The sequence below is a fragment of the Phytobacter sp. MRY16-398 genome (assembly GCF_003925915.1).
Lineage (GTDB): Bacteria > Pseudomonadota > Gammaproteobacteria > Enterobacterales > Enterobacteriaceae > Phytobacter > Phytobacter diazotrophicus.
In genome coordinates this window covers 4,222,223-4,246,121 of record NZ_AP018756.1, presented here as the reverse complement: position 1 = coordinate 4,246,121, position 23,899 = coordinate 4,222,223, and the positions used below count along the sequence as shown (strand labels likewise).

Genomic DNA, 23,899 nt, shown 5'->3' with positions numbered 1-23,899 from the left:
CCCTTATACGCTTTTTGATAACATCTTCCTGTGGGTATGAATCGACATCACGATACCAAACCCCGCCATCAGTACAATCAGGGCCGAGCCCCCGTAACTTACCAGCGGCAACGGTACGCCCACCACCGGCAAGATACCACTCACCATACCAATATTTACGAATACATAAACGAATAAAATCAACATCAAACCGCCCGCCATGACCCGGCCAAAGGTGGTTTGCGCGCGCGCGGCAATCCATAAACCACGCATGATCAGCAGTACATAAAGCCCGAGCAGGATCAAAATACCAATCAGCCCCAACTCTTCGGCAAGGACGGCAAAGATAAAGTCGGTGTGGCGTTCAGGTAAAAACTCCAGCTGTGACTGCGTACCGTGCAGCCAGCCTTTCCCCTGCAACCCACCGGAGCCGATGGCGATTTTCGACTGAATAATATGATAGCCTGCGCCGAGCGGATCGGTTTCCGGATCGAGCAACATCATCACGCGCTGGCGTTGATAATCGTGCATCAGGAAGAACCATAATATGGGTATAAATGCCGCTATCAGCAGAACGGCCACTAAGATGAGGCGCCAGCTCAGGCCGGATAAAAACAGCACGAAAAGACCGGACATAGCGATAAGAATGGCGGTACCGAGGTCGGGCTGGGCGGCCACCAGCAGCGTTGGCATAAATATCAGCACCAGCGCAATCGCGGTGTTTTTCAACGATGGCGGACAGACATCGCGGTTAATAAAACGCGCCACCATGAGCGGTACGGCAATTTTCGCAATTTCCGAGGGCTGGAAACGCACGATGCCTAAATCAAGCCAGCGCTGAGCACCTTTTGAGATCGCCCCGAAAGCATCAACGGCGACCAGCAGGATGACGCAAAAAACATACAGATAGGGTGCCCAGCCTTCATAGACGCGTGGTGGGACCTGCGCCAGTACAACCATCGCGATAAGGCCCATGGCTATCTGGCCGACTTTACGCTCCGTCATGCCGATATCCTGCCCGCTGGCGCTCCAGATAACCATCGCGCTATAGAACAGCAGAGCCAGCACAATCAGCAAGAAGGCGGGATCGATATGGATTTTATCCCAGAACGATTTTTTGTTCGGATTATCCGTCATGATTATTGGTCCTCTGCCGCTGTTGATGCCGGGTTTTCCGACGGCAATTCAGTGTTGTTGTCGCCAAGCATTATATGGTCAAGGATTTGGCGCATAATCGTACCGACCGCAGGGCCGGCGCCGCCGTTTTCCAGGATCATTGCAACCGCAACCTGGGGATTATCATAAGGCGCGAACGCCGTCATCAGCTTATGGTCACGCAGACGTTCGGCGATGCGATGTGCGTTATAGGTTTCGTTAGCTTTCAGCCCGAAGACCTGGGCTGTACCGGATTTCGCCGCGACTTTGTACGGTGAACCGGCAAAATATTTATGCCCGGTACCGTTCGGGCGGTTCGCCACGCCGTACATCCCATCTTTGGCGATTTCCCAGAAGCCGGAGTGCACATCGCCAACCTGTTTTTGCGGCGGCTGTTGCCATGGAACCTGTTTACCGTCTTCCGTCGTACTCATTAACAAGTGCGGCACTTTGACAATGCCGTCGTTAATCAGCGTCATCATCGCTTTGTTCATTTGTACTGGCGTTGCGGTCCAGTAACCCTGGCCAATCCCGACGGGAATCGTGTCCCCCTGGTACCAGGGTTTCTTAAAGCGTTTAAGCTTCCATTCGCGCGTTGGCATATTACCCGAGCGCTCTTCGGCCAGATCGATACCGGTATACTGACCGTAACCAAACTTGGTCAGCCACTCGGCAAGGCGGTCGATGCCCATGTCGTAGGCGACCTGATAGAAAAAGGTGTCCGCTGACTCTTCCAGTGATTTGGTGACATTCAGGCGGCCATGCCCCCACTTTTTCCAGTCACGATAGCGTTTTTCAGAGCCTGGCAGTTGCCACCAGCCCGGATCGAAAAGGGTGGTGTTGCGAGTGATCACCCCGGCGCTCAGGGCAGAGACGGCAACATAGGGTTTCACCGTCGATGCAGGCGGGTAAACCCCTTGCGTGGCGCGGTTCACCAACGGTGTGTTCGGATCGTTGAGCAGCGCGGTGTAATCCTTGCTGGAGATGCCGTCGACAAACAGGTTCGGATCATAGCTCGGTGTAGAGACCAGCGCGAGAATGGCACCATTGCGCGGGTCGGTCACCACGACCGCCGCACGGCTACCCTGCAACAGGGTTTCGATATATTGCTGCAGTTTTAAATCCAGCGTCAGGTAGATGTCATGCCCGGCTTGCGGTGGCACTTCTTTTAACTGGCGAATCACGCGCCCGCGGTTGTTAACTTCGACCTCTTCGTAACCGGTCTGTCCGTGCAGCACATCTTCGTAATAGCGTTCGATGCCGAGCTTGCCTATGTCATGCGTGGCGGCGTAGTTCGCCAGCTTGCCTTCTTTATCCAGCCGTTCGACGTCTTTATCGTTTATTTTGGATACGTAGCCAATCACGTGCGTCAGCGCTGAGCCGAACGGATAGTAACGGCGTTTATAGCCTTTTACTTCCACGCCAGGGAAGCGATATTGATTGACCGCGAAGCGCGCCACCTGAACTTCGTTGAGGTTGGCTTTGACCGGAATCGAGGTAAAGCGATGGGAGCGGGAGCGCTCCTTTTTGAAGTTAGCAATGTCCTCATCGGTCAGGTCCACCACGTCACGCAACGCATTGAGTGTTTGCTCAACGTTGTCGACCTTTTCCGGCATCATCTCAATCTGATAGATCGTGCGGTTCAGCGCCAGCGGCGTGCCGTTGCGATCGTAGATAATGCCGCGGCTTGGCGGAATAGGTACCAGTTTGATGCGGTTCTCGTTAGAACGCGTCTGGTAGTCAGCATGACGGACAATTTGCAGATTATAAAGGTTGGCGATAAGCACGCCGGTGAGCAGCAAAATCCCTGCAAAAGCGACAAGGGCCCGGCGCACAAACAGCGCAGACTCAGCCGAATAGTCGCGAAAAGAATTCTGTAATTTCATCCGCTGCTTAGTTTACCTGGTGGTCATTACTCACGATGATAAGGATGGTTGGTCGTGATGCTCCATGCGCGATACAAGCTTTCCGCCACCAGCACACGCACCAGCGGGTGAGGAAGCGTCAGCGCAGAGAGTGACCAGCTTTGTTCTGCCGCAGCTTTACAGGCGGGGGATAACCCTTCCGGCCCGCCGATAAGCAGGCTGACGTCACGTCCATCCTGTTTCCAGCGTTCCAGTTCATTTGCCAGTTGCGGCGTATCCCAGGGTTTACCGGGGATATCGAGGGTGACGATCCGATTTTTACCTGCCGCAGCAAGCATCAGTTCACCCTCTTTGTCGAGAATACGCTTGATATCTGCGTTTTTGCCGCGCTTGCCCGCCGGGATTTCCACCAGCTCAAAAGGCATATCTTTCGGGAAACGACGCAGATATTCAGTAAACCCGGTTTGTACCCAGTCCGGCATTTTTGTGCCGACGGCTACCAGTTGCAGCTTCACGCATTAACCCCAGAGTTTTTCCAGCTCATACAGGCGACGACTCTCTTCCTGCATCACATGGACGATGACATCACCCAGGTCTACGACGATCCAGTCAGCGACATTTTCACCTTCCACTCCCAGAGGAAGCATACCTGCAGCACGAGATTCCTGAACCACATGATCCGCGATGGACATGACGTGGCGTGTGGATGTACCGGTGCAGATAATCATACAGTCGGTGATACTGGATTTGCCGTGAACGTCGAGTGCGACGATGTCCTGACCTTTCAGGTCATCAATTTTGTCGATTACAAAATCCTGGAGTGCTTTACCCTGCAAGTGTTCCCCCTGGGGTGTACATGAAAACGGTGTAAATAAATGGCCTGACATTATACCTGAACTGCGACCATTGTCGGGACAAATGTCCGACCCTGGCTTTTAAAAAGTGGGCTATCATCCCACCCCATGAGTGAGATTGCATCGCCATTTTTGTAAAACAATTTCTATAAGGCCGCAGATAGCGGTGCGGAGGATAGCAGCCTGTCCGTGTGTGTCAATGACCTGACCCGCGGGAGAGGCGTGCCGGGTGAAAAAACGGCCGTTAATCCTCCGCTTGCCACACCGCGCGGCTGTTGAGAACGCGTAACATGGAAAAATCATCATGGATATCCATTGCGCTCCAGGTGCCCTGGTCTACGCGAAAATGCCATAACGACGCCGCTGGCATCTTAAGTAAACTGGCGATGAGCAGACTCAATACGCCCTGATGGCTGACGATCAGCAGATTTTCCGCCGGGCCCCAGTTGGGGAGCTGGCTGATAAAATCTTGTACACGTGCGGAGAACGCCTGAAAACCCTCTCCGTTGGTAGGAATGGCGTTCTGCCAGTCGGCGCACCACGCGGCATAGCTCTGCGGATCTTCCCGGGTAAGGTCCCGGTGGTGGCGCATCTCCCAGTCGCCAAAAAACATCTCATTGAGCAACGGCGTTGAATGTTGAACGATATTGCGATCGTTCAGGACCAGCCTTGCCGTGTGTTGCGCACGTTCGAGTTCGCTGCAGATCACCCGGTCGAAAGGCACTTCACGAAGCAGGTGATGTAGCGTTTGCGCCTGTGAAATCCCCTTTGCGGTTAGCGGGGTAGGTGAGTGCCCACTGTAGAGTCCTGCAACATTTGCTTCGGTTTCGCCATGTCGAATCAACCAGAGTCGCATTGTTTTCTCCCGTGCGGTTTTCTGCACGAAGTTTATCATTACACCCTTATTCCTGGTGGCTTTTCGTTTAAAATAACGCTTTTGCCCGGAGCAGAAGATGGCTTTATTTCACAGCGCACACGGCGGAAATATCCGTGAGGCCGCTGCTATGGTGGGTGTTTCAGCCGAGGATTTATTGGATTTCAGTGCGAATATAAACCCGGCAGGTATGCCCGCGTCATTGAAACACGCTTTACTGAATAATTTTGCCGTGGCTGAGCGCTACCCGGATCCTGAATATCAGCAATTACATCAGGCGCTTGCCGCACATCATCAGGTTCCCGCCGACTGGATCCTCGCGGGCAACGGTGAAACTGAATCAATATTTACGTTGGTGAAAGGCCTTCTGCCGCGCCGGGTGATGCTCGTCACGCCGGGGTTTGCCGAATATCGCCGCGCCTTGCAGCTTTCCGGGTGTGATATCGTCGATTATGCGCTGCGTGAAGAGGATGGCTGGCAGATTACCGGGGCGATTCTTGACGCACTCACCGGTGGCGTTGACTGTCTGTTCCTCTGTACTCCCAACAATCCCACCGGCCTGTTGCCAGATGCTTCACTGATGCATGATATTGCCGCACGCTGTAAGCAGCTCGGCATCACACTGGTGCTGGATGAAGCCTTTATGGATTTCCTTAGCGATCGCGACGGATTTATCCCCCATCTGGCGGACAATTCGCATATTTGGGTGCTGCGTTCCCTGACCAAGTTTTACGCTATTCCGGGGCTACGTCTGGGGTATTTGCTCAGCAGTAACACACATCTTGTCACCCGTATGCGCCAGCAGCAGATGCCCTGGTCTATTAACGCCTTTGCGGCGCTGGCGGGAGAAGTGGTTTTAAACGATAGCGCGTATCAAAAAGAAACATGGCAATGGCTCAACACGGAACGACCGCGCTTGCGTCAGGCGCTGGAAAATTTGCCTGAGTTATTCGTCTGGCCGGGCGTGGCGAATTATCTCTTCTTGCGCTGTGATGCAGGCATTGACCTACAGCAGGCGTTGCTCCGCCAGCACATTTTGATTCGCAGTTGTGCCAACTATCCGGGGCTCGACGCGCGTTACTACCGTGTTGCGGTACGTAGCGCGTCAGAAAACGATCGGCTGATTGAGGCGCTGGATAGCGTCCTCAGCGATAGAGGCCATGCTGATTGATATAATCGAGTACCGTGGCGGGAAGCAGATCATCGCAATTCTCGCCTCTTTCCAGCCTTTCACGGATGAGCGTGGCGGAAATGTTGAACCACGGTGTTTCCGCTAAATAGATTTTGCCGGCAGGCAGGGTATGCAAATCATCCGCGTTATGTGTCAGATGGTCTTCCAGCCACTGCTGATCGGCCTCATTCTCCATGGCTAACGGGTAACCGGGGCGGCGGCAGACAATCAAATGGCTGTTGTTCAGAATAGTTTCATAGTGATGCCATGTCGGAAACGTTAACAGCGAGTCCTGACCAATAATGAAGGCCAGTGAGCGCTTCGGCCCTTGTTCTTCTCGCCACGCCTGCAAGGTTTGCGCCGTGTACGAGGGGCTCTCACGCCGCAGTTCGCGCTCATCAAGGGCAAAAAGCGGTTTGTCGCTGATAGCCAGTTCCACCATTGCTTTACGCTGTACGCTTGTCGCCTCAGGCTGTGGGCGATGGGGAGGGACGTTATTGGGCATGATAATGACGCGTGACAGCCCAATCTGGTTTGCCAGTGCTTCGACCGGTTTCAGGTGCCCGTAGTGAATAGGATCAAATGTACCGCCAAAAAGTGCCTGCAACTGATTCATATCAACCATCAATAAAAACGTCTGCCAGTGCCTTATGACAGAGTAGCAGAGAAAGTCCTTCCAGCTCTGCCCATACCGACTGACCAAAATCCTGTTTCACAATCAATTCAATACGCGTAAGCAGATGAACAGCCTGGCGCAGTTGCTCATTGCTCAGACGTTGTAGCGCTTCACCGATGAGGCCGCGCCGATTTTGCCAGACCCGGTGTTTATCAAACAGCGAACGCAGCGGCGTATGGGCAGACTGCCGTTTTAGCGTCACCAGTAACGTCAGCTCACGCTGGATAGTACGCAGCAGGATAATCGGTTCGCTGGCTTCGAGTTTAAGCTGATGCAGTATATGAAGCGCACGTTTACTTTTCCCTGCCAGCAGGGCGTCTACCCAGTGAAATGGCGTAAAGTGAGCGGCATCGTTAACGGCCTGTTCCACGCGCGGTAGCGTCAGCTTACCGTCCGGGAAGAGCAGCGCCAGCCTTTCCAGCGCCTGCGCGGCGGCCAATAGATTCCCTTCGTAGCAATAGCAAAGCAACTGATTGGCGGCGTCGTCCAGTTGCAGGTTGTTCTGCTTCGCACGTGCGGCAACCCAGCGGGGTAGATTGGCCTGCTCCGGGGTCTGACAACTGACCGAAACGCTGCGATTGGCCAGAGCAGTATACCAGGCGGCATTTTCCTGGGCCTTCGTCAGCTTATTGCCACGCACAATCAATATCAGATCATCATGAAGCAGGCCCACCAGCATGGCGAGGCGTTCATTAAGCGCGGCGTTAGGGCCATTTTCCGGCAACTGTAAGGACAGTATCTGGCGGCTGGCAAACAGGCTGAGTGCCTGGCAGATCGCATAGATAGCATCCCAGTCCGTGCTGGCATCAATGGTGAAAGCGTGATGTTCGGTGAAGTCTTGTGCGAAGGCCGCCTGACGTACGGCGTCATGGCTTTCCTGCAATAAAAGAGGGTCATTACCGAGCAGTAAATACGCCGCGCGCAGCCCTTCATTGAGCTGCGCGCGGAGTTGTTCCGGATACAACTTAAGCATTAGCTACCCGATTTTGCCGCAGGACGCGCGGACGGCGGGTTTTTTTCGTTATCTGCCGCTTGTACGCTAGACAGTTTGCGAATCAGTTGTTCTGCCGCTTTGTCGTACATTTCCTGTATGATTATGTCCTGTTCGGCATCTTTCGCCAGCGCCGTCTGCGGGTTATCAAAGAACGAACGATACACCCTGGTGTGTATCGGGTAGATGTCATGGCCCGGGATCAGCACGCTGGCTTGAACTGTCAGCACTAACTGATACTCAGCAGTACTTCCGTCCTGGAAAATAGACGCGGTATCACGTGTGAAAGTGACAGCCCCAAGGCGAAGGGAAGGCACATCCTTACGCAATGAGCCTTTCTCCACCAGTTCCACGCCATTGAGCCGCAACTGATTACGTACAGCACGGCTAAGAGGACCGTTCGGATCTGCGGAATCAAAGATCATTATGTTCATATTGCCCGGCACCTGCGTCGTATTACGCAAGTGCCAGCCGCATCCGGCGGTGAGAAGCACCGCCAGAGATAACAACCATGTTGCCAGATATCGCACGCTTCCTCCCGCGCTTAGCCAACGACCAGATTAAGCAGTTTACCCGGTACGTAAATCACTTTACGCAAGGTAACGCCATCAAGATATTTTGCGACCAGCGGTTCCTGACCTGCACGTTCACGGACCTGTTCTTCGGTCGCGTCAACGGCAACGGTGATTTTACCGCGCACTTTACCGTTAACCTGCACGACAACCAGCGTGGTGTTTTCAACCATCGCCGCGTCGTCTGCAACCGGCCACGGCGCGTTGTCGATATCGCCTTCGCCGCCCAGTTCTTTCCACAGGGTAAAGCTCGCATGTGGCGTGAACGGGTTAAGCATACGGACAACCGCCAGCAGCGCTTCCTGCAGCAGAGCACGATCTTGCTCGCCTTCGGTCGGTGCTTTCGCCAGTTTGTTCATCAGCTCCATAATCGCCGCAATCGCGGTGTTGAAGGTCTGACGACGACCAATATCATCCGTGACTTTAGCGATAGTTTTGTGAACGTCGCGGCGCAGCGCCTGCTGGTCTTCGTTCAGTGCGCTGATATCCAGTGCTACAACCGGGCCGAGCGCTTTATGTTCATAAGCCAGTTTCCAGACGCGTTTCAGGAAGCGGTTTGCCCCTTCCACGCCGGACTCCTGCCATTCCAGCGTCATATCTGCCGGCGAAGCGAACATCATAAACAGCCGCACGGTGTCCGCGCCATAGCGCTCAACCATTTCCTGCGGGTCGATACCGTTGTTTTTCGACTTGGACATTTTGCTCATGCCGGTGTACACCAGCTCATGGCCTGCGGCGTCTTTCGCCTTCACGATACGGCCTTTCTCGTCGCGCTCAACGATGGCTTCTTTCGGTGAAACCCAGTTACGCTCGCCGTTTTCGCCAACGTAGTAGAACGCGTCTGCCAGCACCATGCCCTGACACAGCAACTGTTTTGCCGGTTCGTCAGAGTTCACCATGCCTGCGTCGCGCATCAGCTTATGGAAGAAGCGGAAGTAGAGCAGGTGCATGATGGCGTGTTCGATACCACCAATGTAGATATCAACCGGCAGCCAGTAGTTAGCCGCTTTCGGATCCAGCATACCTTCTTTGTACTGCGGGCAGGTGTAACGCGCGTAGTACCAGGAGGACTCCATAAAGGTGTCGAAAGTATCGGTTTCACGCAGCGCGGGCTGGCCGTTGACGGTGGTTTTCGCCCACTCAGGATCGGCTTTGATCGGGCTGGTGATGCCGTCCATGACCACATCTTCCGGCAGAATCACCGGGATCTGATCTTCTGGCGTTGGGATCACCGTACCGTCTTCCAGCGTCACCATCGGAATCGGTGCGCCCCAGTAACGCTGACGGGAAACGCCCCAGTCGCGCAGACGATAGTTGATTTTGCGCTCGCCAACGCCTTTGGCCGCCAGTTTGTCGGCAATAGCATTGAAACCTTCTTCAAAGCTCAGGCCGCTGAATTCGCCGGAGTTGAAGAGGGTGCCTTTTTCGGTCAGCGCTTGTTCTGACAGATCGGGTTCAGAACCGTCTGCTGCCAGAATGACCGCTTTGATCGGCAGATTGTATTTGCTGGCAAATTCATAGTCGCGCTGGTCATGACCCGGAACTGCCATCACGGCACCAGTACCGTACTCCATCAGCACGAAGTTTGCCGCCCAAACCGGAATCTCTTCGCCGGTTAATGGATGAACGGCTTTAAAGCCGGTATCGACGCCTTTTTTCTCCATGGTCGCCATATCTGCTTCGGCCACTTTGGTAGTACGACATTCGTCGATAAAGGCTGCCAGCTCAGCATTGGTTGCCGCCGCTTTCTGCGCCAACGGGTGACCAGCCGCCACCGCCAGATAAGTGGCACCCATAAAGGTGTCCGGGCGGGTTGTGTAAACGGTCAGCGTTTTGTCATAGCCGTTAACGTTAAAGGTGATTTCCACGCCTTCGGAACGACCAATCCAGTTGCGCTGCATGGTTTTCACCGTGTCAGGCCACTGATCCATATGATCCAGGTCGTTGAGCAGTTCTTCGGCATAGGCGGTGATTTTGATAAACCACTGCGGGATCTCTTTACGCTCAACTTTGGTGTCGCAGCGCCAGCAGCAGCCGTCGATAACCTGTTCGTTCGCCAGCACGGTCTGGTCATTCGGGCACCAGTTCACTGCGGACGTTTTCTTATACACCAGGCCTTTTTTATACAGTTCAGTGAAGAACTTCTGTTCCCAGCGATAGTATTCCGGGGTACAAGTGGCCAGCTCGCGGCTCCAGTCATAGCCGAAGCCCAGCATTTTGAGCTGGTTTTTCATGTACGCGATATTGTCGTACGTCCACGGTGCCGGGGCCGTGTTGTTTTTCACCGCCGCACCTTCGGCTGGCAGACCGAACGCATCCCAGCCAATCGGCTGCAGCACGTTCTTGCCCAGCATGCGCTGGTAACGGGAAATCACATCACCGATGGTGTAGTTACGCACGTGGCCCATGTGTAGTCGGCCAGAAGGATAGGGAAGCATCGACAGGCAATAATATTTTTCTTTGCTCTCGTCTTCTGTTACTTCGAAGGTACGCTTCTCTTCCCAGTGAAGCTGGACTTTGGATTCTATCTCTTCCGGGCGGTATTGCTCTTGCATGGCAGCCAGTGGTCCTGTATTTGCGATACAGCTACAAATGTAGCGTTTTACGTGGTTTTTCAGATCCGCATAGCATAGCCCAAACGACTTCGTCACAACAGCCTTTCGCACATTTAGCCTGCGAAAAGCCCCCGACGAGAATTTACGCACTCTGTGGGGTAATTGACAAAGCCAACGGTAAATAACGTCTATTATTAGAACAGGTTAACTGCCCGGGAGAGGAAAACAATGAACAAGGTTGCTCAATATTATCGCGAACTGGTTGCATCATTGACCGAGCGGCTACGCAATGGCGAAAGGGATGTTGATGCGCTGGTAGCCCAGGCGCGTCAACGAGTAAGCCAGACCGGGGAGCTAACGCGTACTGAAATCGAAGAGTTAACGCGCGCGGTGCGCCGCGACCTGGAAGAGTTCGCTCGCAGTTATGAGGAAAGCCAGGACGATGTCACCGATAGCGTGTTTATGCGGGTTATCAAAGAGAGCCTGTGGCAGGAACTGGCGGATATCACCGATAAAACGCAACTGGAGTGGCGCGAAGTTTTTCAGGACCTTAATCATCACGGGGTTTACCACAGCGGTGAAGTCGTGGGGCTTGGCAACCTGGTGTGCGAGAAATGTCACTTCCATTTGGCTATTTATACGCCGGATGTGCTGCCGCTGTGTCCGAAATGCGGACATGACCAGTTCCAGAGAAGGCCCTTTGAGCCCTAAGTAAATGCACAACGTTTTAATGTTTGCACCCTCTCCAGGTCGGAGAGGGTTGGGGTGAGCGCATCAGGCCGCATTGTAGAATGTCAGACGTTCTGCCAGTAAATCCACAAACCCTTCGCGGTCGACATCAACCATCACGGTGGCATTCGGTTTATTTCCCGTCAGGAAGTAGTAATCCACCACCGTCATCCCCTGGGTATATTTGCCCTGCGTTTCTACCCCCACCCAGCGTTCTACGGTGGTGAAGAGGTCCGGTTTCAGCAGCCAGGCGATAGTACAGGGGTCATGCAATGGCGCGCCAACAAATCCCCATTTTTCCTGTTTGTGGTACTCCATAAAAAAGTCGAGCAGTTCTGCCACAATGGTAGAAATAGGGTTGCCGATGGCACGAAAACGCGCAATGTCATCCGCGTGGATTTGCGCCCGATGCGTCACATCCAGACCTGCCATCACCACCGGAATGCCCGACTGGAAGACAATTTCGGCGGCTTCCGGGTCGACATAAATATTAAATTCCGCCGCAGGGGTCCAGTTCCCAAGCGACATCGCGCCGCCCATGATCACGATGCGATTGATTTTGCTGTACAGCTCCGGATGACTGTTTAGCAGCAGGGCTACGTTGGTTTGGGGGCCGGTGGAGACAATAGTGACCGGAACAGGGCTGTCACGTAGCACGGTCGCCATCAGTTCTACGGCGGTACACGACTGGGGTGCAAAAGAGGGCTCCGGCAGGGCCGGGCCGTCCAGACCGCTTTCGCCATGCACGTTGTCCGCGATAATAAGCTCACGCATCAGGGGCTTAATGGCGCCACCCGCCACCGGGATATCGCTACGATTGAGCAGGGTGAGCATGCGCAGCACATTACGCAGAGTCTTCTCCGGTGTCTGATTTCCCGCAGAGGAGGTGATGGCTTTTACGTCGAGTTCGGGTGAGGCGAGAGCAAGAACAATTGCGATTGCGTCATCATGACCAGGATCGCAATCAAGAATGATGGGCTGAACCATAGCAACTCCTTGTTAGCATTACTGTGCGACAAGGTTAAAACGTTGCTGTAAATCAGACGAGAAGTGAAACAGTAAAGCGTGATGAGACGCGCATTCTGGTGAATGCGCGTCGGAACGATTAATGCAGGATTTTGGCGAGGAAGTCTTTCGCGCGTTCAGATTTCGGATTGGCGAAGAACTCTTCTTTCGCTGAATCTTCAACGATTTTCCCTTCATCCATAAAGATAACCCGGTGCGCCACCTTGCGGGCAAAACCCATTTCGTGAGTGACCACCATCATGGTCATCCCCTCATTGGCCAGTTCAACCATAACGTCCAGCACCTCGTTGATCATTTCCGGATCAAGGGCCGATGTCGGTTCATCAAACAGCATCGCGACCGGATCCATACACAGCGCACGGGCAATCGCCACGCGCTGCTGCTGACCACCGGAAAGCTGCGCCGGAAATTTGTTGGCATGGGCTGACAAGCCAACGCGCTCTAGCAGTTTCAGTCCTTTCTCGCGCGCAGCGGTTTTATCGCGTTTAAGCACTTTGACCTGTGCCAGCGTCAGGTTCTCAATGATCGACAGATGCGGGAACAGCTCGAAATGCTGGAACACCATCCCGACATGAGAACGTAGTTTAGCCAGGTTGGTTTTTTTATCGTTCACGGTGGTGCCGTTGACGATAATTTCCCCTTTCTGCACGGGCTCAAGGCCGTTCACCGTTTTGATCAGGGTCGATTTGCCTGAACCGGATGGACCGCAAACGACCACCACTTCGCCTTTTTTCACTTCCGTGGAGCAGTCGGTCAGCACCTGAAAGTGACCATACCATTTAGAAACATTTTTCAGGGTAATCATTAAACTGTCCTTTTCTTCAAATAGCTGACCAACAACGATGCACTCAAGCTAATAGCAAAATAGACGGCACCGGCGAACAGGATCATTTCAACTTGCGTCCCGTCGCGTTCGCCAATGGTGGAGGCGGTACGGAAGAAATCCGCGAGGCTTAATACGTAGACCAGCGAGGTATCCTGGAACAGGACAATTCCCTGGGTCAGAAGCAGTGGGACCATCGCCCGGAATGCCTGCGGCAGAATGATCAATTTCATCGACTGCCAGTGGGTCATGCCCAGCGCCAGCGCTGCACTTGACTGCCCGCGAGAGATACTCTGTATACCGGCACGGATGATCTCAGAATAGTAGGCGGCCTCGAACATGGAGAATGCCACCATTGCTGATATCAGGCGGATATCCGATTTTGGCGACAGGCCCAGCACGTTTTGCAGCAGTCCCGGCACAATCAGATAGAACCACAGCAGCACCATAACCAGTGGAATGGAGCGGAAGACATTCACATAGGCCTTCGCAAACCAGGCGATGGGGGCAAAGCTGGACAGGCGCATTACCGCCAGCAACGTCCCCCAGACAATCCCGACGATAATGGCCGTCACGGTAATTTTTAAGGTAATCACCAGTCCCGCCAGCAGATAAGGGATGGACGGGATGATTGAACTCCAGTCAAATTCGTACATTATTTGCCCCCCATATTGCCCGGCAGGCGAATTTTGCGTTCTACCAGATTCATCACCAACATAATGAAGGCGTTAATTAATACATACGCGACGGTAATCGCGGTGAAAGACTCCCAGGCGTGTGCGGAATAATCCAGCAGCTTACCGGCCTGTGCTGCCATATCCACCAGCCCGATAGTGGATGCGATGGCCGAGTTTTTTACGAGGTTCATCATCTCCGAGGTCATCGGTGGGACGATGACGCGATAGGCATTCGGCAGCAGGACATAGCGGTACGTTTGCGGCAGCGTCAGCCCCATGGCGAGACCCGCGTTTTTCTGCCCGCGTGGTAACGACTGAATCGCCGCACGGACCTGCTCGCAGACGCGTGCCGCGGTGAACAAGCCAAGGCAGACCATCGAAGAGACAAAGAACTGGATATTGGGATCCAGTTCGGATTTGAACCACATGCCAATGTTTTCCGGCAGCAGTTCCGGTACCACCAGATACCAGGTAAAGAATTGCACGATCAGCGGGACGTTACGGAACAGCTCCACGTAGCAAGTACCGATACCGGACAGGATACGATTGGGAACGGTTCGCAGAATACCAAACAGAGAGCCTACCAGGAACGCGATAATCCAGGCAGTGATCGACAGCGCGATCGTGACCTGAAAACCGCTCCACAGCCAGCCGAGATAGGTTGTGTTGCCGAACGGGGCTTGTTGCAGGAAAATTCCCCAGTTCCAGTCTATGGACATAAATCTACTCCGGAAAAAAAAGGGTAGCAGCGCTACCCTCGAAGATTGTGCGAAGAGCTTGTGTTCGCGTCGAATGGGGAACGACCATTCAACGTATAGTCTGTCCGTGCTACTTCAACAATCGAGAGGGCTGGTTATCCCGCCCCTGACTACACTTCATCCACGATGCCGCTTTGTACGGGCTGCTTTGACCTACCCCGACCATGATATTTGGGGGCCTTTGGGGATCCGTTCAATTGCAGCCCGGATACAGCATCAGTAAATGTGTGTATTCTTTTTGTTAATTAGTTCAGAGCCTTATCATTCGGTTCTTTGAACAGTGCTTTCATCTCGTCAGAGAGTGCGAAATTGAGGTTCAGGTTTTTTGGCGGAATAGGGTTTTTGAACCATTTATCAAACCATTTTTCCGCTTCACCGGAAGTCTGCGCCTTAGCGATGGTGTCATCCATCAGCTTTTTGAACTCAGTATCGCCTTTACGCAGCATACAGCCGTAAGCTTCCTGTGATTGCGGTTTGCCCACGATATCCCAGTTATCCGCTTTCTTCGCTTTCGCACGTTCACCCGCCAGCAGGGCGTCATCCATCATAAAGGCCACTGCACGACCGCTTTCCAGAGTACGGAAAGAGTCGCCATGGTCTTTGGCGCTGATAATGCGCATGTCCATTTTCTGTTCGTCATTCAGCTTGTGCAGCAGGATCTCAGACGTTGTACCGGAGGTCACAACCACCGCTTTGCCTTTCAGATCCGGGAAGTCTTTAATGTCGCCGCCTTTTTTGACCAGAAGACGAGTACCGACCACAAAAATAGTGTCAGAGAATGCGGCCTGCTTCTGACGTTCCAGATTGTTGGTGGTCGAACCGCATTCGAAATCAAAAGTGCCGTTTTGCAGCAGCGGAATACGGTTTTGTGAGGTGATTGGAATCAATTTAACTTGCAGGTCAGGCTTGTTGAGCTTTTTCTTCACGGCTTCAACGATAGCGTTGGAGTAGTCCTGAGAGTAACCCACAACTTTTTGCTCGTTGTCGTAATAGGAGAACGGTACGGAAGATTCACGGTGTCCGACCACGATCACGCCGTTTTTGGCAATTTTTTCCAGCGTAGGCTGTTGCGCCTCAGCCGGGGCGGCTGCCGCGTCGGCAGGTTTCGCCTCATCGGCGGCATGCGCCAGACCCGCAGACATTCCCATAACCAGCATTGCTGTGGCCAGTTTACGTAATTGCATATCCAACTCCTTTATCGTCGCGCCAGAGACGCATTGATACCCATTGTGAGTGTTGTGTTTGTTATATCCTGCTGCAAATGCGTGCAGTGTTGTATGCGTTTGTTAGCATTTAGTTTGGCTTAATGTAAAGATTTTGCTGCGGTATTGTTTGTTTTTGCGAAGTGTACCGCACCGTTTGAAGGCAAAAATCTCCCATTGCACCACTTTAGTGCTGTATGCGATCCGTCATAGTGCGTGCTATCCGCACATCGGGGAAAATCGCCGTTACATGGATTTATTTTGCAATTGATGTGCCAGAAATGGCATTTGAGGAAAAGAGGGTGAAAGCGCCCTCTCTGGTCAGAAAGAGGGCGCGGACGGGGTAATTACTTGCGGCGTTGCCGCAGGCTCATGATCAGCGCGCCAAAACCGAGGAGCGCGGTCAGAACCCACAGAGGCCAGTTACCCATGCGGGCATAAGGGGTCAGGCCGGAGGTCGGAGTGACTTTGGTGGTCAGGACCTGCCGGGTGAACTGCGGGAGCATCGCCTGGATCTCACCGGTTGGCCCAATCATTGCCGTAATGCCGTTATTCGTGCTGCGCAGCAACGGACGCGCCAGTTCCAGCGAGCGCATCCGCGCCATCTGGAAGTGTTGCCACGGGCCGATCGATTTACCAAACCACGCATCATTCGAGATGGTCAGCAGGAAATCAGTATCTGGGCGGAAATTATCTCGCACCTGCTCACCGAGGATAATTTCGTAACAGATGGCCGGCGTCAGCTTATAACCGTGGGCAGACAGCGGAGGCTGAATGTATGGCCCGCGACTGAATGATGACATGGGTAGATCAAAAAACGGAGCCAACGGGCGCAGGATAGATTCCAGTGGGACAAACTCACCAAAAGGTACCAGGTGATTTTTGTTATAGCGGTCGGTAGAGCTGTAGCTATAGGCGCTGTCTTTTCCAAGAGTGATGACGGTGTTGTAGGTGTCGTAACGGTTCTGCTGATTAAGACGCGCGTCCACAATCCCGGTGATAAGCGAACTGTCATTCTTGCGCATCAAATCATCCATCATGCCCAGGAAGCGCTGTTGGTTGATTTCGAGATCAGAAATGGCAGATTCCGGCCAGATGATGAGCTGTGATTTGCCCAATTCCGGCTGGCTGGCATTGAGGTAGATTTTCAGCGTATCCAGCAACTGACCTTCATCCCACTTGAGCGCCTGCGGGATATTGCCTTGTACCAGCGATACCTGCGTCGTTCTTTCCGGCAGCAACTGATACCACTGGATATAGCGCAGCGGGAAGGGCAGAGCAAAGAGCACCAGCGCCACGATGAAAGGGCGCCAGCAGCGTGTCGCCGCCGCGAGGACCAGTAAACCGCTTACTGACATCAACAGGAAGGTAATGGCATCAACGCCTAATATCGGCGCCAGCCCTTTCAGTGGCCCGTCAATCTGGCTGTAGCCAAACTGTAGCCAGGGAAAGCCCGTCAGCACCCAGCCGCGCAAAAACTCACTCAGTTGCCAGATGACCGGGGCCGCTACCGCGACGCGCAGCCAGGTTGTTTTGGGCCACAACCGGGAAAGCACGCCTGCGAACAGCCCGGTATAGAGCGAAAGGTAGGCGGCAAGCAGTACTACCAGAAAGACGTTTACCGGCCCTGGCATCCCACCGAATTGTGCGATGCTGACATAAACCCAGTGAATACCGGAGCCAAACAAACCGAGTCCCCAGAAATAACCTACCCAGGCGGCTTGCGCCGGACGGCGGTTAAGCGTGAGCGCTTGCAATCCCATCAGGGAAACAATTGCGGCAGGCCAGATATCATAAGGAGAAAAAGCCAGCGTTCCGCTGGCTCCGAAGAGTAGCGCCAGCAGCAAACGTACGCGCTGGCGTTCAAACAGTGGGGCAAATGCCATTTACATTACTCATCCAATTTCGGAACGGGGGAATCGTCCGGCATTCTTACATGAACCTGAATAATACGTCGACTGTCCGCCATGGCGACTTTAAATTGGTAACCATCAATATCAATGGATTCCCCACGCGCAGGCAGATGCCCGAAGGCCTGCATAACCAGACCACCAATAGTATCGACTTCGTCATCGCTAAAGTGGGTGCCGAAGGTTTCGTTGAAATCTTCGATAGACGCAAGGGCGCGCACGGTCCAGGTATGGCGGCTGAGCTGGCGGAAATCGATATCTTCTTCGTCGTCATATTCGTCTTCGATTTCGCCGACGATAAGTTCGAGAATATCTTCGATAGTGACAAGGCCCGAGACGCCGCCGAACTCGTCAATCACAATAGCCATGTGGTAACGCTGGGAGCGAAACTCTTTAAGCATCCGGTCAACCCGTTTGCTTTCCGGCACCACCACGGCCTGACGTAACACTTTTTCCATGCTGAAGGCTTCGGCATCGCTGCGCATAAACGGCAGCAAGTCTTTGGCCATCAAAATCCCTTCAATGTGATCCTTATCTTCGCTGATCACCGGAAAACGCGAGTGTGCAGACTCAATGATAACGTCGAGACATTCATCAAGGCTTTGGTTGCGTTTCAGGGTAATCATTTGCGAGCGGGGGATCATGATGTCGCGAACGCGCTGGTCGGCGATGTCCATTACCCCTTCGAGCATTTCGCGCGTATCCTGATCGATAAGCTCGTTCTGCCCGGAATCACGGATCAGCTCCAGTAACTCATCACGGTTTTTGGGTTCGCCGTGAAAAAGTTGGCTGAGTAAAAGGGAGAAGAATCCCTTCTTGTTGTTAATGTCGCTACTGTGTGAATTGTCGTCGCTCATGGCGTCGTTTGGGTTCTCATGTTAGTGGTTCTGTCGCCAGGACGCGCAAACTCAGCGCCTGGCAGCATTTTCTGTCAGCACGGCAATAGGTTGCCGCACAGACTACTCCTTCTCGGAAATGTACGGATCCTCATACCCCAGAGCAAGCATTATCTCTGTTTCGAGTCCTTCCATCTCTTCGGCTTCGTCATCTTCAATATGGTCGTAGCCCAGCAGATGCAGGCTACCGTGAATCACCATATGCGCCCAGTGCGCATCAAGCGGTTTATCCTGTTCTTTGGCTTCCTGCTCAACCACCTGGCGGCAAATGATCAGATCGCCCAGCAGCGGCATTTCGATGCCCGGCGGCGCTTCAAACGGGAAAGAGAGCACATTTGTCGGCTTGTCTTTCCCACGGTAAGTCAGGTTTAACTCATGACTTTCCGCCTCATCCACCAGACGGATAGTGACTTCCGCTTCTTCCTGGAATTGCGGAATGACCGCGTCCAGCCAGCGCTGAAACTGTGCTTCTTCCGGCAAACCGCCGGTCTCTTCACATGCCAGCTGTAAATCGAGGATCACCTGACTCATTTTTGCTCCTGCTCCTGGGCTTCGCGTTTGCGCTCGGCTGCCTGTTCCGCCCGGCGTTTTTGATCCGCCTCTTCCCAGGCTTCGTAAGCATTCACGATGCGTGCGACAACAGGATGACGGACAACGTCTTCGCTATGGAAAAAGTTAAAACTGATTTCTTCGACTTCCGCCAGTACTTCAATGGCGTGGCGCAAGCCGGATTTAACATTGCGTGGCAGGTCAATCTGCGTCACGTCACCGGTGATGACCGCTTTGGAGTTAAAGCCAATACGGGTCAGGAACATCTTCATCTGTTCGATGGTGGTGTTCTGGCTTTCATCAAGAATGATAAAAGCGTCATTCAGCGTGCGACCACGCATATAGGCCAGCGGCGCAACTTCAATGACATTACGCTCAATCAGCTTCTCAACTTTCTCAAAGCCGAGCATCTCGAACAGCGCGTCGTAGAGCGGTCGCAGATAGGGGTCCACTTTCTGGCTTAAATCACCCGGCAGGAAGCCCAGTTTTTCCCCGGCTTCCACGGCTGGACGGGTCAGCAGAATACGGCGAACGTCCTGACGTTCCAGCGCATCCACCGCCGCGGCAACCGCCAGATACGTTTTACCTGTACCCGCCGGCCCCACGCCAAAAGTGATGTCATGATCAAGAATATTGGCGATGTACTGCGCCTGATTTGGCGTACGGGGTTTAATCACGCCGCGTTTAGTTTTGATATTGACCGCTTTTCCATACTCCGGCACGCTCTCCGCGCTCTGTTCAAGCACGCGGGCTTCTTTGATAGCCAGATGGATCTGTTCCGGTTCGATATCCTGAGTTTGCCCACGCATGGGGGCCGTATCGACATAGAGGCTGAGCAAAATATCTGCAGCAGCGTTCACGCAAAGGGTACGTCCGGTGAGTTTGAAGTGATTATCGCGACGGTTAATCTCGATGCCCAGTCGCCGTTCCAACTGTTTGATATTGTCATCAAACGGTCCGCACAGGCTCAGCAGGCGAGCATTGTCAGCGGGTGTCAGGGTAATTTCACGGGTATCTATGTTCAAACTGTTCCTCTTATTCAGATAGTGCCGAATGGAGCCTGGCTAACACAGCCTGAGGCCGTCAGCCTTATAGAGAATTATTCACGCCATGGAATAAAGGCGCAAGCATTGCGATGGATATAAGGGCGGGAAGGGGAAATGCAAGGGCTGCTCAGTCATACTCAGCCGCAGATTCGTGGTTTTGCACGCGCTCCGGTCGCATCATCATCTCTGCGACCGGGCACTTGCCTGCTGCCTTTCTGCAACGTTGAGCAGCCAGAACCGTGAAGATTAAGGTTGGTAGAGACCAACGCCGATATCATTCTCTTTACGGGTACGGGCGATGACCGATTCTGGCGACTGCGCTATGCGCAGGCCCATTTCATCTTCGGTACGCACCACTTTACCGCGCAGGGAGTTTGTCCAGACGTCGGTGATTTCCACGTCAACGAATTTCCCGATCATCTCCGGTCTGCCTTCGAAGTTCACCACGCGGTTATTTTCGGTACGGCCTGACAGCTCCATGATGCTCTTACGGGACGTTCCTTCCACCAGGATACGCTGAGTCGTGCCGATCATCCGGCGGCTCCAGGCCATTGCCTGCTGGTTGATACGTTCCTGCAGAATATACAGGCGCTGCTTTTTATCCTCTTCCGGTACGTCATCTACCATATCGGCCGCAGGCGTTCCCGGACGGGCGGAGAAAATAAAGCTGTAACTCATATCGAAATTCACATCGGCAATCAGCTTCATGGTCTGCTCGAAGTCCTGGGTCGTTTCGCCAGGGAAGCCAACGATAAAGTCAGAGCTAATCTGAATGTCCGGACGTGCGGCACGCAGTTTGCGGATGATCGCTTTGTATTCCAGCGCCGTATGGGTACGGCCCATCAGGTTCAGTACGCGGTCAGAACCACTTTGTACCGGCAGATGCAGGAAACTCACTAGCTCCGGCGTATCGCGGTAGACATCAATAATATCGTCGGTGAATTCGATCGGGTGGCTGGTGGTAAAACGAATACGGTCAATACCATCAATCGCCGCCACCAGACGCAGCAGATCGGCGAAGGAACCGGTACTTCCGTCGTAATTCTCACCGCGCCAGGCGTTGACGTTTTGGCCCAGCAGGTTAACTTCACGTACGCCTTGTGCCGCCAGTTGCGCGATTTCAAAAAGGATATCGTCACACGGACGGCTCACCTCTTCGCCACGGGTGTAGGGCACGACACAGTAAGTGCAGTACTTATTGCAGCCTTCCATTATGGAGACAAAGGCGGTCGGACCTTCGGCTTTCGGTTCCGGCAGGCGGTCGAATTTTTCGATTTCCGGGAAGCTGATATCTACCACCGGGCTGCGATTGCCGCGCACGGAGTTGATCATTTCCGGCAGACGGTGCAGCGTTTGCGGTCCAAAAATAATGTCAACATAGTGGGCACGCTGGCGAATATGGTCGCCTTCCTGAGATGCGACGCAACCGCCGACACCAATGATCAGGTCTGGATTTTTTTCCTTTAATAATTTCCAGCGCCCCAACTGGTGGAAGACTTTCTCTTGCGCCTTCTCGCGGATTGAGCAGGTATTAAGCAGCAGCACATCTGCTTCTTCGGCCACTTCGGTGAGTTGATACCCGTGAGTGGCATCCAGCAGATCGGCCATCTTCGATGAATCGTACTCGTTCATCTGACAGCCCCAGGTTTTGATGTGGAGTTTTTTTGTCATCGACTTGCTCATGCTTTGTTTAATGGCCCAATGCAGGGCGCGTATTGTAATGCTTTGGTCGCGTGCTGACCAGTATGACGCTTGTCAGACTCAAGATGTAAAAAATCCGGTAAACTTAGGAGATTCTCGTTTAAGGATAATGGGCCATGATAAATCAATCTACTGAGGTCGCGGTTGTCGGCGGCGGAATGGTCGGCGGGGCGCTGGCGTTGGGTTTAGCGCAGCAGGGTTTTAGTGTCACGGTCATTGAACAACATGCGCCGCCTGCCTTTGACGCGACGGCACAACCGGATGTGCGTATTTCGGCGATTAGCGCCTCCTCCGTAACGCTGCTCCAGACGCTGGGCGTCTGGGATGCGGTTCAGGCGATGCGTTGTCACCCATGGGAGCGGCTGGAGACCTGGGAGTGGGAAAATGCGCATGTCGTCTTCGACGCGCGTGAGTTAAAACTGCCGTTGCTTGGCTATATGGTCGAAAACAATGTCTTGCAGCGCGCGCTGTGGGAAGCGCTGGAACGCCATCCACTGGTAACGCTGCGCGTACCTGCGGCGCTCAGTACGATGCGACAGAACGATGAGTATCACGAGCTGACATTTGAAGATGGCGAAACGCTTTCGGCGAAGCTGGTGATTGGTGCTGATGGGGGGAACTCCCGGGTGCGCCAGTGTGCCGGTATTGGCATTCACGCCTGGCAATATCAGCAATCCTGCATGCTGATCACCGTAGAGTGTGAGCGCGCGCCCGGTGAGAGTACCTGGCAGCACTTTACCCCCAACGGTCCGCATGCTTTCCTGCCGTTATTTGACTACTGGGCATCGCTGGTCTGGTACGACACACCTGCCCGTATTCGGCAGTTGCAATCGTTAAATATGGTGCAGTTACAGAAAGAGATCGCGGCACATTTTCCATCCCGCCTGGGGCATGTTATGCCCGTCGCTGCTGGAGCGTTCCCGCTCGCGCGCCGCCACGCACTGCAATATGTACGTCCAGGGCTCGCGCTGGTGGGGGATGCAGCGCATACCATCCATCCGCTGGCGGGGCAGGGGGTAAACCTCGGCTATCGCGATGTAGACTGCCTGTTAGACGTGCTGACAAGAGCGCGCAGCCACGGTGAAGACTGGGCAAGCCTTTCGGTGCTCAAACGCTATCAGACACGCCGTATGGCGGATAATTTTATTATGCAAAGTGGCATGGACTTGTTCCATGCCGGGTTCAGTAACGATCTGGGCCCGGTACGCGTACTGCGTAATATCGGTTTGATGGCGGCGGAACGGGCTGGGGTACTTAAACGCCAGGCGCTGAAATATGCGTTAGGACTGTAAAGCTATCATTTGACCGTTATCAGAATACTAAGCCCTAGTTTGCCCTTAAAAGCGGCTTCATACCAGGGCGAGTCTGCTGATTGCAATCGCACCTCATACCGGCGGGTAAAAACGGTAACCAAAGAGGCTATCGTGGAATAAGCGGTTTTAACCAGGATGGCGAATATCAGGAAGATGACCAGCAATGTCCCCCCGGTGTAATCGTTGTAGGCACTGTCGAGATACAGAACGTAAAAAATCAGCGCATGCAGAATGAGCTTACAGATCAGTGAGCGTAAATAGAATCGGTGCAAAGCCTCAGGGCTCTTAAAGGCGATTTCTTCCAGGTTGTGGCGTGTCTCCTGTACCGGAATGCCAGGAAGATAAACAATCCACTCAGAAACGCGCTCTCTTAGCCTAAGCCTGTTGTTGCCGCTCAGGATGTGTATCCTCATACACAGCGCAACCGGGTAGCCTATGCCAAAAAGGAGAAGATAGACTGCCCCGGCACTCACCCCCACAAAGACGGATGAGGAGATCAGCAGTGCCGTAAAAAATGTCAAAGGTTTGAGGAATGCATACCAGCAAAATTGGTAGTTCATAGAACTGCGCCTTGATA

The 23,899-nt window shown here is 53.5% G+C and carries 23 protein-coding genes; 3 read left to right on the top strand and 20 right to left on the bottom strand.

Annotated elements, in window-relative coordinates; genetic code table 11:
• Positions 1–3: 3 nt before the first annotated feature.
• The 5 genes from mrdB to MRY16398_RS20890 all read right to left on the bottom strand — a co-directional run bounded on the left by mrdB (position 4) and on the right by MRY16398_RS20890 (position 4,709).
• Positions 4–1,116 (bottom strand): peptidoglycan glycosyltransferase MrdB, encoded by a 1,113-nt coding sequence (mrdB, locus tag MRY16398_RS20910; protein ID WP_041852137.1) that lies wholly within the window; start codon positions 1,114–1,116, stop codon positions 4–6.
• Between the two features lie 2 nt (positions 1,117–1,118).
• Positions 1,119–3,020 (bottom strand): peptidoglycan DD-transpeptidase MrdA, encoded by a 1,902-nt coding sequence (gene mrdA / locus MRY16398_RS20905; protein ID WP_041852136.1) that lies wholly within the window; start codon positions 3,018–3,020, stop codon positions 1,119–1,121.
• Positions 3,021–3,046: 26 nt separating this feature from the next.
• On the bottom strand, positions 3,047–3,514 hold the full coding sequence (rlmH, locus tag MRY16398_RS20900; protein WP_041852135.1) for a 23S rRNA (pseudouridine(1915)-N(3))-methyltransferase RlmH: 468 nt from the start codon (positions 3,512–3,514) through the stop codon (positions 3,047–3,049).
• Positions 3,515–3,517: 3 nt separating this feature from the next.
• Positions 3,518–3,835 (bottom strand): ribosome silencing factor, encoded by a 318-nt coding sequence (gene rsfS, locus MRY16398_RS20895; RefSeq protein WP_041852134.1) that lies wholly within the window; start codon positions 3,833–3,835, stop codon positions 3,518–3,520.
• Between the two features lie 262 nt (positions 3,836–4,097).
• Positions 4,098–4,709 carry an adenosylcobalamin/alpha-ribazole phosphatase gene (locus MRY16398_RS20890; protein ID WP_107223652.1) on the bottom strand — a complete coding sequence of 204 codons (612 nt, stop codon included), beginning with the start codon at positions 4,707–4,709 and terminating at the stop codon, positions 4,098–4,100.
• A gap of 97 nt (positions 4,710–4,806) precedes the next feature.
• Here MRY16398_RS20890 and cobD point away from each other — a divergent pair, with 97 nt between their 5' ends.
• Positions 4,807–5,898 (top strand): threonine-phosphate decarboxylase CobD, encoded by a 1,092-nt coding sequence (gene cobD, locus MRY16398_RS20885; RefSeq protein WP_125125105.1) that lies wholly within the window; start codon positions 4,807–4,809, stop codon positions 5,896–5,898.
• On the opposite strand, the gene nadD is transcribed toward cobD, so the two are convergent.
• The 4 genes from nadD to leuS are packed head-to-tail and all read right to left on the bottom strand — an operon-like array spanning position 5,873 to position 10,692.
• Positions 5,873–6,514 (bottom strand): nicotinate-nucleotide adenylyltransferase, encoded by a 642-nt coding sequence (nadD, locus tag MRY16398_RS20880; protein WP_103245940.1) that lies wholly within the window; start codon positions 6,512–6,514, stop codon positions 5,873–5,875. The two genes, cobD and nadD, sit on opposite strands and share 26 nt — an antisense overlap.
• Position 6,515: 1 nt before the next feature.
• Positions 6,516–7,547, bottom strand: coding sequence for a DNA polymerase III subunit delta (holA, locus tag MRY16398_RS20875; RefSeq protein WP_041852131.1), 1,032 nt, complete (start codon positions 7,545–7,547; stop codon positions 6,516–6,518).
• Positions 7,547–8,095 carry an LPS assembly lipoprotein LptE gene (lptE, locus tag MRY16398_RS20870; RefSeq protein WP_041852130.1) on the bottom strand — a complete coding sequence of 183 codons (549 nt, stop codon included), beginning with the start codon at positions 8,093–8,095 and terminating at the stop codon, positions 7,547–7,549. The genes holA and lptE overlap by 1 nt, the downstream gene beginning before the upstream one ends.
• Before the next feature lie 14 nt (positions 8,096–8,109).
• The gene (leuS, locus tag MRY16398_RS20865) at positions 8,110–10,692 is read right to left on the bottom strand and encodes a leucine--tRNA ligase (protein WP_110295819.1); all 2,583 of its coding nucleotides are present in this window, start codon (positions 10,690–10,692) and stop codon (positions 8,110–8,112) included.
• 228 nt (positions 10,693–10,920) lie between these two features.
• Between leuS and MRY16398_RS20860 the strand changes: the two genes are divergently transcribed.
• Positions 10,921–11,403 carry a zinc ribbon-containing protein gene (locus tag MRY16398_RS20860; RefSeq protein WP_041852128.1) on the top strand — a complete coding sequence of 161 codons (483 nt, stop codon included), beginning with the start codon at positions 10,921–10,923 and terminating at the stop codon, positions 11,401–11,403.
• Positions 11,404–11,466: 63 nt separating this feature from the next.
• On the opposite strand, the gene rihA is transcribed toward MRY16398_RS20860, so the two are convergent.
• The 10 genes from rihA to miaB all read right to left on the bottom strand — a co-directional run bounded on the left by rihA (position 11,467) and on the right by miaB (position 21,979).
• The gene (gene rihA, locus MRY16398_RS20855) at positions 11,467–12,408 is read right to left on the bottom strand and encodes a pyrimidine-specific ribonucleoside hydrolase RihA (protein WP_125125104.1); all 942 of its coding nucleotides are present in this window, start codon (positions 12,406–12,408) and stop codon (positions 11,467–11,469) included.
• Between the two features lie 118 nt (positions 12,409–12,526).
• Positions 12,527–13,252 carry an amino acid ABC transporter ATP-binding protein gene (locus tag MRY16398_RS20850; RefSeq protein ID WP_041852126.1) on the bottom strand — a complete coding sequence of 242 codons (726 nt, stop codon included), beginning with the start codon at positions 13,250–13,252 and terminating at the stop codon, positions 12,527–12,529.
• Positions 13,252–13,926 carry a glutamate/aspartate ABC transporter permease GltK gene (gene gltK / locus MRY16398_RS20845; RefSeq protein ID WP_041852125.1) on the bottom strand — a complete coding sequence of 225 codons (675 nt, stop codon included), beginning with the start codon at positions 13,924–13,926 and terminating at the stop codon, positions 13,252–13,254. The genes MRY16398_RS20850 and gltK overlap by 1 nt, the downstream gene beginning before the upstream one ends.
• Positions 13,926–14,666 (bottom strand): amino acid ABC transporter permease, encoded by a 741-nt coding sequence (locus MRY16398_RS20840; RefSeq protein ID WP_041852124.1) that lies wholly within the window; start codon positions 14,664–14,666, stop codon positions 13,926–13,928. Before MRY16398_RS20840 ends, gltK begins: the two co-directional genes overlap by 1 nt.
• A 284-nt stretch (positions 14,667–14,950) precedes the next feature.
• The gene (locus tag MRY16398_RS20835) at positions 14,951–15,889 is read right to left on the bottom strand and encodes an amino acid ABC transporter substrate-binding protein (protein WP_071193864.1); all 939 of its coding nucleotides are present in this window, start codon (positions 15,887–15,889) and stop codon (positions 14,951–14,953) included.
• Between the two features lie 365 nt (positions 15,890–16,254).
• Positions 16,255–17,793, bottom strand: a complete 1,539-nt coding sequence (gene lnt / locus MRY16398_RS20830; RefSeq protein ID WP_125125103.1) for an apolipoprotein N-acyltransferase — start codon at positions 17,791–17,793, stop codon at positions 16,255–16,257.
• A gap of 5 nt (positions 17,794–17,798) precedes the next feature.
• A complete protein-coding gene (corC, locus tag MRY16398_RS20825; RefSeq protein WP_041852121.1) occupies positions 17,799–18,674 on the bottom strand; it encodes a CNNM family magnesium/cobalt transport protein CorC in 876 nt (291 codons plus the stop codon).
• A 102-nt stretch (positions 18,675–18,776) separates the two neighbouring features.
• Positions 18,777–19,244: an rRNA maturation RNase YbeY gene (gene ybeY, locus MRY16398_RS20820; protein ID WP_041852120.1), complete on the bottom strand. Its 468-nt coding sequence runs from the start codon at positions 19,242–19,244 to the stop codon at positions 18,777–18,779.
• Positions 19,241–20,287 (bottom strand): PhoH family protein, encoded by a 1,047-nt coding sequence (locus MRY16398_RS20815; protein WP_041852119.1) that lies wholly within the window; start codon positions 20,285–20,287, stop codon positions 19,241–19,243. Before MRY16398_RS20815 ends, ybeY begins: the two co-directional genes overlap by 4 nt.
• Positions 20,288–20,554: 267 nt before the next feature.
• Entirely contained in the window at positions 20,555–21,979 is a 1,425-nt protein-coding gene (gene miaB, locus MRY16398_RS20810; RefSeq protein WP_041852118.1) for a tRNA (N6-isopentenyl adenosine(37)-C2)-methylthiotransferase MiaB, read from the bottom strand.
• Between the two features lie 146 nt (positions 21,980–22,125).
• Between miaB and ubiF the strand changes: the two genes are divergently transcribed.
• Entirely contained in the window at positions 22,126–23,301 is a 1,176-nt protein-coding gene (ubiF, locus tag MRY16398_RS20805) for a 3-demethoxyubiquinol 3-hydroxylase (protein ID WP_041852117.1), read from the top strand.
• A gap of 5 nt (positions 23,302–23,306) precedes the next feature.
• Here ubiF and MRY16398_RS20800 read toward each other — a convergent pair whose 3' ends face one another.
• On the bottom strand, positions 23,307–23,882 hold the full coding sequence (locus tag MRY16398_RS20800; RefSeq protein ID WP_125125102.1) for a hypothetical protein: 576 nt from the start codon (positions 23,880–23,882) through the stop codon (positions 23,307–23,309).
• Positions 23,883–23,899: the final 17 nt, after the last annotated feature.